This window comes from Gordonia sp. i37, assembly GCF_002043085.1.
GTDB lineage: Bacteria > Actinomycetota > Actinomycetes > Mycobacteriales > Mycobacteriaceae > Gordonia > Gordonia polyisoprenivorans.
In genome coordinates this window covers 1-6,269 of the sequence record NZ_MVPX01000042.1, presented here as the reverse complement: position 1 = coordinate 6,269, position 6,269 = coordinate 1, and the positions used below count along the sequence as shown (strand labels likewise).

Sequence of the window (6,269 nt, the reverse complement as noted above, 5' to 3'; positions counted from 1 at the left end):
TCTGCTCGCCACGCACGACGGTGGCCACATGTCGTCGCATCTCGGGGACTTCGCCGCCCCGCGCACCCAGCGTTCGTTCACCGACGCACTCGACCACCTCCAGACCATGACCGGTATCAGTGCGGGCGCGATCGCCTGCGACATGCATCCGGGATACGCCACCACCTCCTGGGCGAGCCGCCACGCCGCCGGCCGCCCGGTCGTCGAGGTGCAGCACCATCACGCGCATGCGGTGTCGCTGCTGGCCGAGCACGAGCTGCTCGGCACCCCGGCGCTCGTCTGGTGTGGTGACGGAACCGGATACGGGACCGATGGCGTCATCTGGGGTGGCGAACTCCTCGCGCTCGGACATGACGTCAGCACCTTCACCCGGGTGGCGCACCTGGCCGAGTTCGCCCTCCCCGGCGCCGACAATGCGGTCCGCGACCCCTCACGCATCGCCCTGGACCTGCTGTGGCGCAGCGGAATCACCGACATCGACGATCTCGCACCGGCCCGCGCGCTCGGTGATGCGGCCTGTCGCATCCTCGCGCAGCAACGACGTTCGGGCGTCGGCTGCCCGGTCACGACCAGTCTGGGCCGGCTGTTCGACGCGGTGGCCGCACTCTTGGGGATCTGTATCCATCCCACCTATGAGGGTCAGGCGGCCGTCGAGCTCGAAACCTGCGCGCGTACAGGAACTCCCGACTCGTTCGCCCCCGCCTCGTTCGCCCCCGCCAGGTCGGAGGCGGATGACGTGATCATCGACTACCGGCACCTGATCGCCGGGCTGGTCGACGGCCTGCGCACCGGGCGCCCGACCGCCGATCTCGCGGCGTCGTTCCAGCACTGGGTGATCGACGCGCTCGTCACCCGATGCGTACGGTCGGCGCGCGCACTCGACATCGGGATCGTCGGCCTCAGCGGCGGGGTGTTCGTCAACAACGCTCTACGCCAAGGGGTGTCCGACGGAGTCGAGCAGGCCGGCCTGCGTGCGCTCGCCCATCGCGTGGTCCCCGCGGGCGACGGGGGCCTGGCACTGGGGCAGGCGTGTATCGCGGCGGCGACGCTGCGATCCGGGCCGGCGAACGAACGGCCCGTACAGACCGACATCCCGGGCGTCGTCGGCGCATCCGGCACAGCGACGAAAAGAGCGGAGTAGCCATGTGTTTGGGAATTCCCGGCCGGGTGACCCACATCTGGGAGGAGGCGGGCACCCGCATGTCGACCGTCGACTTCTCCGGGACGAGCAAAACCGTCTGCCTGGCGTATCTGCCCGACATGCAGATCGGCGAATACACGATCGTCCACGCCGGTTTCGCCATCACCCGGCTCGATGAGGAGTCCGCCAACGAGACACTGCGGATGTTCGACGAACTCGGCATCCTCGACGAAGAACTCGGGTCCGAGCCCGTCGACGAAGGGACGAGCGCATGAAGTATCTCGACGAGTTCCGTGATCCGGCGGCCGCGCGCGCCCTGGTCCGCCAGATCCGTGACCGCGCCACCACCCGCTGGACGCTCATGGAAGTGTGTGGCGGACAGACCCATTCGATCATCCGCAACGGCATCGACCAACTACTCGACGACGTCGTCGAGTTCATCCACGGTCCCGGCTGCCCGGTGTGTGTCACCCCGTTGGAGATGATCGACCGCGCTCTGCAGATCGCCGGCCGCGAGGAGGTCATCTTCTGTTCGTTCGGCGATATGCTGCGCGTCCCCGGCAGCCACGAGGACCTGTTCTCGGTGCGGGCTCGCGGAGGTGACGTGCGGGTGGTGTATTCACCGCTCGATGCCGTCCGTATCGCTGCCGACAACCCCGACAAGGAGGTGGTGTTCTTCGGAGTCGGCTTCGAGACGACCGCCCCGGCCAACGCGATGTCGGTGCTGCACGCCCAGCGACTCGGGCTGGTGAATTTCTCGATGCTGGTCTCGCACGTCCTGGTGCCCCCGGCGATGACCGCGATCCTGTCGTCGCCGACCAATCGCGTGCAGGCCTTTCTCGCCGCCGGACACGTCTGCACCGTGATGGGCATGAGCGAGTACGGCCCGCTCGTGGAGCGCTACCGGGTGCCGATCGTCGTCACCGGCTTCGAACCCCTTGATCTCCTCGAAGGTGTGCGGCAGGCCGTCGACCTCCTCGAATCCGGCACGCCCGCGTTGCGCAACGCCTACCCGCGTGCGGTCAGTCCGGCCGGCAACGGTGTGGCCCAAGAGATCCTGGCCGACGTGTTCGAGGTGACCGACCGGCAATGGCGTGGCATCGGGATGATCCCGCAGTCCGGTTGGAAGCTGTCGCGTCGGTACGCACAGTTCGACGCCGAGGTGCGCTTCGGTGTCGGCGAGGTGACGGTCGAGGAGTCGGCGGACTGCCACGCCGGAGAAGTGTTGCAGGGGTTGCTCAAACCGAACGAGTGCCCGGCGTTCGGTACGCTGTGCACACCGCGCACACCGCTGGGGGCGACAATGGTGTCCAGCGAGGGAGCCTGCGCCGCCTACTACCATTTCCGGCGGCTGTCCCTCGACACGACGGGTGCGGCGCATGTCTGAGTCGCCGGCGACCATCGACCCCGAATCCTGGTCGTGCCCACTGCCGTTGCGCGACACCGAGCGGATCGTACTCGGCCACGGTGGCGGCGGCATCCTCTCCGAAGAACTCATCGAGAACCTCTTCGTGCCCGCCTTCGGCGGACGTCACGGTCCCGCCCGCGACTCGGCGGTGCTGCCCGTCGATGGCGGCCGGATCGCCTTCACGACGGATTCCTATGTGGTGCAACCACTGTTCTTTCCCGGTGGCTGCATCGGCGACCTCGCGGTCAACGGCACCGTCAACGACCTCGCCTGCAGTGGAGCCATGCCGCTGGCGCTCAGCGCCGGGTTCATCCTCGAGGAAGGACTCGAACTCTCGGTACTCGGGCCGGTGGTGGAGGCGATGGGCGCCGCCGCACGTCTCGCGGGCGTACGCGTCGAGACCGGCGACACCAAGGTCGTCGGCCGCGGATCGGCCGATCAGCTGTTCGTGAACACCGCGGGTGTCGGGGTTGTCCCCGCCGGCGTCGACGTGTCGCCGGAACGCATCCGGCCCGACGATGTGGTCATCGTGTCGGGGCCGATCGGTGAGCACGGTGTCGCGATCCTCAGCGTTCGGGAAGGCATCGACTTCGGGTCACCCGTCGTATCCGACAGTGCCGCCTTGTGTTATCTCGTCCGTGACGCGCTGGCCGCCGGTGACGTGCACGCGCTGCGCGATCCGACCCGCGGCGGGGTGGTCGCCGCGACCACCGAACTCGCCGCAGCCGCCGGCGTCGGCATCGAACTCGACGAATCCCGGATCCCGGTCCCCGAAGCGGTCGCATCGGCGTGCGGTTTCCTCGGACTCGATCCGCTGCAGATCGCCAACGAGGGCAAGATGATCGCCGTGGTCGCCGCCGACGACGCCGACGCGGTGGTGGCTGCCATGCACGCCCGCCCGGAGGGGCAGGGCGCGACCGTGATCGGCCGGGTGGTCGCCGCGCACCCGGAAATGGTCGTGGGCCGCACCGCCTTCGGTACGACGCGGGTCATCGAACGTGACCTCGGCGAACAACTGCCGCGCATCTGCTGATCGGCGGCTGTGTCCCGTCCCGCGGTGCCCGTCCACACCCTGGCGCCGGACATGGGGAAGATGGGGTGGTGGACACCTCACGGATCACGCTGAACTGTTCGATCCTGCTCACCGACCTGCCGCTGCCGCACCGGCCGCAGGCCACGCGCGACGCCGGATTCGACGCCGTCGAGTTCTGGTGGCCGTTCGCCACCGCCGTCCCCGCCGACCGTGACGTCGACGCCTTCGTCACCGCGGTCGAGGACGCCGGAGTGCGCCTCACACACCTGAACTTCGCCGCCGGGGATCTGTCGGCAGGCGAGCGTGGACTGCTGTCGCACCCGGCCACCGGCGCCGAGTTCCGTGACAGCGTCGACGTCGCGATCGGCATCGGAGCTCGACTCGGTGTCGTCGGCTTCAATGCGCTGTACGGCAACCGCATCGACGATCTGGCCATAGAGCTCCAGGACGATCTTGCAGCCGAGAACCTCGCGTTCGCCGCCCACGCGGCCGCGACCATCGGTGCCGGCATCCTCCTCGAACCCCTCAGTGCCATACCCACCTATCCGCTGACGCGGGCCGCGCACGCGATCGACGTCTGCGACAGACTCGCCCGCGACCACGGCGTTGACAACGCGGCACTGCTGGCAGACCTCTACCACCTTGCGGTCAACGGAGAGAACCTCGACGTGGTGATCGACACCGTTGCCGACCGGATCGGCCATGTTCAGATCGCCGACGTCCCGGGCCGCGGTGAACCCGGCACCGGCAGCCTGGACCTGTCCCGACCACTGGCCGCGCTCGCCGCCCGCGGCTATCCGGGATGGATCAGCCTGGAGTACACACCCACCCGTTCCGATACCTTCGACTGGGTGCCGGACTTTCCCGCATTTCGGTAACGCAGAGACGGTCTGGTGAGGGAGGAAACGATGGAGGAAACCGCATGGCGACAATAGGATTCATCGGACTCGGGGTGATGGGCAGCCCGATGGCCATCAACCTGGTCCGTGCCGGTCACACCGTCGTCGGCTACAACCGGACCCCGGCCAAAACCGCCGACCTCATCGCAGCCGGCGGTGACGCCGCCGAGTCGATCGCCGCGGCCGTCACCGGCGCCGAGTTCGTCGCGCTCAACGTCCCGGCGTCTGCCGACGTCGAGGAGGTCCTCACCGGACCCGACGGAGTCCTCGCCCACGCCGCGCCGGGCACCGTGATCGTCGACTTCTCCACCATCGATCCCGCGACCGCGATCCGCATGGCCGAAACAGCGGCAGCACAAGGCTGTTCGTTCCTCGACGCCCCGGTGTCGGGCGGGCAGGAAGGCGCGGCCGCCGGCAGCCTGTCGATCATGGTCGGCGGCAACGACGACGCCTACGAGCGCGCACTGCCGGTCCTCGACGCGGTCGGTGACACCATCGCCCACGTCGGGCCGAGTGGCAGCGGTCAGATCGTGAAGGCGGCCAACCAGCTCATCGTCGCCGCGAACATCCAGGCACTCGCCGAGGCGGTGGTCTTCCTCGAGGCCCACGACGTCGACACCTCCGTCGCCGTCGGCGTTCTCGCCGGCGGCCTGGCCGGCTCCACCGTCCTCGACCACAAGGCGCACCGCATGATCGAGCGCGACTTCGCGCCGGGCGGTCGGATCGAGCTGCACCACAAGGACCTCGGAATCGTCACGTCTGCAGCCCGCGATGCCGGTGTGGTCACCCCGGTCGGGTCACTCGTGGCGACGATGATGGCCTCAGCCCGCGCAAACGGCGACGGAGGCCTGGACCACAGTGCGCTGTTGCGAGGGGTCCTGCGTCTGTCCGGGAAGTTGGACGAGGACGCCGAGTAAGGCGAGGAGCCTCAGGGCCGACGGCCTCAGGCCCGCAACACATCCCGCGTGACCTGCATCTGACCGAGATGCTGGGCGAGTTCGTGCACCACGTGCATGATCACCCACTGCGGTGAGACGGTCGCGAGGTCGACGTCGGCTGTCGTGCCTGTCGCATCCCGAGCGGCGATGCCGTCGCGAAGGATCTGCTCGGTCCACCTGATCATGTCGGTGCGCGTGCTTCGGATACGTGCGAGGAGGTCGGGGAGTGAACCGGTCGCGTCGAACTCCGCGGCCCGTTCCCGCGGCAGGGCGAGGCCGCATCCGAAGGTTCCGAGCCACCATCGCGTCATCTCCACGCAGTGGTGGGCCACCGCATACGGCGAGTTCGACCCGTCGACGGGGAGCCGTCGGTGGACCTCGGAGTCGGTGAGTTCCTCGAGCACACCGACCATGCCGGTCCAGCACGTGTCGGCGGTGTCCAGGGCGGCAGCGGTCCACGAATCCATATCGAGGACTGTCGCACATGGCGTCACTTCGGCTGCAACGGACGCCGCCGCACCCCTCGGTCGTTCTCGCCTGTTTTCAGTCATTCTCGAAGTAGAGATTCGGCATAACCCCAGGTCGCGGTCGCTCGCTACCCACGCCAACGACTGAAAACAGGCGAGGAGAGTCGCCGGCCGTGTCACGATCCCTCTCGTGCGCATCGGAATGACGCTGCCCGTGATGGAGCCCGACCTGGACGCCGACGTCTTGCGGTCATGGGCCACGGCCATCGACGACGGACCGTTCTCGTCACTGTGTTGGGGTGAACGAATCGCCTTCGACAACCCCGACACCCTGACGCTGCTCGGCGCACTCGCCGCCTGGACGAGCCGCGTACGGCTGGGGG

6 protein-coding genes and 2 pseudogenes are annotated in these 6,269 nt (G+C 68.3%); 7 read left to right on the top strand and 1 reads right to left on the bottom strand.

Translation table 11 applies throughout. From position 1 onward, the window contains the following. From B1964_RS01545 to B1964_RS01520, 6 genes and pseudogenes are all read left to right on the top strand, one after another. Positions 1–1,141: pseudogene (locus B1964_RS01545) on the top strand (carbamoyltransferase HypF); the annotation flags it as partial. 2 nt (positions 1,142–1,143) lie between these two features. After that, positions 1,144–1,416 carry a HypC/HybG/HupF family hydrogenase formation chaperone gene (locus B1964_RS01540; RefSeq protein WP_006368957.1) on the top strand — a complete coding sequence of 91 codons (273 nt, stop codon included), beginning with the start codon at positions 1,144–1,146 and terminating at the stop codon, positions 1,414–1,416. Next, complete coding sequence (gene hypD / locus B1964_RS01535) at positions 1,413–2,528, top strand: hydrogenase formation protein HypD (RefSeq protein WP_006368958.1); 1,116 nt, start codon at positions 1,413–1,415, stop codon at positions 2,526–2,528. The genes B1964_RS01540 and hypD overlap by 4 nt, the downstream gene beginning before the upstream one ends. Continuing rightward, positions 2,521–3,582, top strand: a complete 1,062-nt coding sequence (gene hypE, locus B1964_RS01530; protein WP_079928529.1) for a hydrogenase expression/formation protein HypE — start codon at positions 2,521–2,523, stop codon at positions 3,580–3,582. Before hypD ends, hypE begins: the two co-directional genes overlap by 8 nt. Positions 3,583–3,647: 65 nt before the next feature. After that, on the top strand, positions 3,648–4,460 hold the full coding sequence (locus B1964_RS01525; protein WP_079928528.1) for a TIM barrel protein: 813 nt from the start codon (positions 3,648–3,650) through the stop codon (positions 4,458–4,460). 44 nt (positions 4,461–4,504) lie between these two features. Beyond that, positions 4,505–5,398 (top strand): NAD(P)-binding domain-containing protein, encoded by an 894-nt coding sequence (locus B1964_RS01520; protein ID WP_079928526.1) that lies wholly within the window; start codon positions 4,505–4,507, stop codon positions 5,396–5,398. A gap of 26 nt (positions 5,399–5,424) precedes the next feature. On the opposite strand, the gene B1964_RS01515 is transcribed toward B1964_RS01520, so the two are convergent. After that, positions 5,425–5,886 (bottom strand): DinB family protein, encoded by a 462-nt coding sequence (locus B1964_RS01515; RefSeq protein WP_079928525.1) that lies wholly within the window; start codon positions 5,884–5,886, stop codon positions 5,425–5,427. A gap of 190 nt (positions 5,887–6,076) precedes the next feature. Between B1964_RS01515 and B1964_RS01510 the strand changes: the two are divergent. Then, a pseudogene (locus tag B1964_RS01510) lies at positions 6,077–6,269 on the top strand (LLM class flavin-dependent oxidoreductase); the annotation flags it as partial.

Bases quoted from the DNA above. Each gene is read 5' to 3' on its own strand.
- B1964_RS01540 (WP_006368957.1), top strand. From the start codon at position 1,144: ATGTGTTTGGGAATTCCCGGCCGGGTGACCCACATCTGGGAGGAGGCG.
- hypD (WP_006368958.1), top strand. From the start codon at position 1,413: ATGAAGTATCTCGACGAGTTCCGTGATCCGGCGGCCGCGCGCGCCCTG.
- hypE (WP_079928529.1), top strand. From the start codon at position 2,521: ATGTCTGAGTCGCCGGCGACCATCGACCCCGAATCCTGGTCGTGCCCA.
- B1964_RS01520 (WP_079928526.1), top strand. From the start codon at position 4,505: ATGGCGACAATAGGATTCATCGGACTCGGGGTGATGGGCAGCCCGATG.
- B1964_RS01515 (WP_079928525.1), bottom strand. From the start codon at position 5,886: ATGGATTCGTGGACCGCTGCCGCCCTGGACACCGCCGACACGTGCTGG.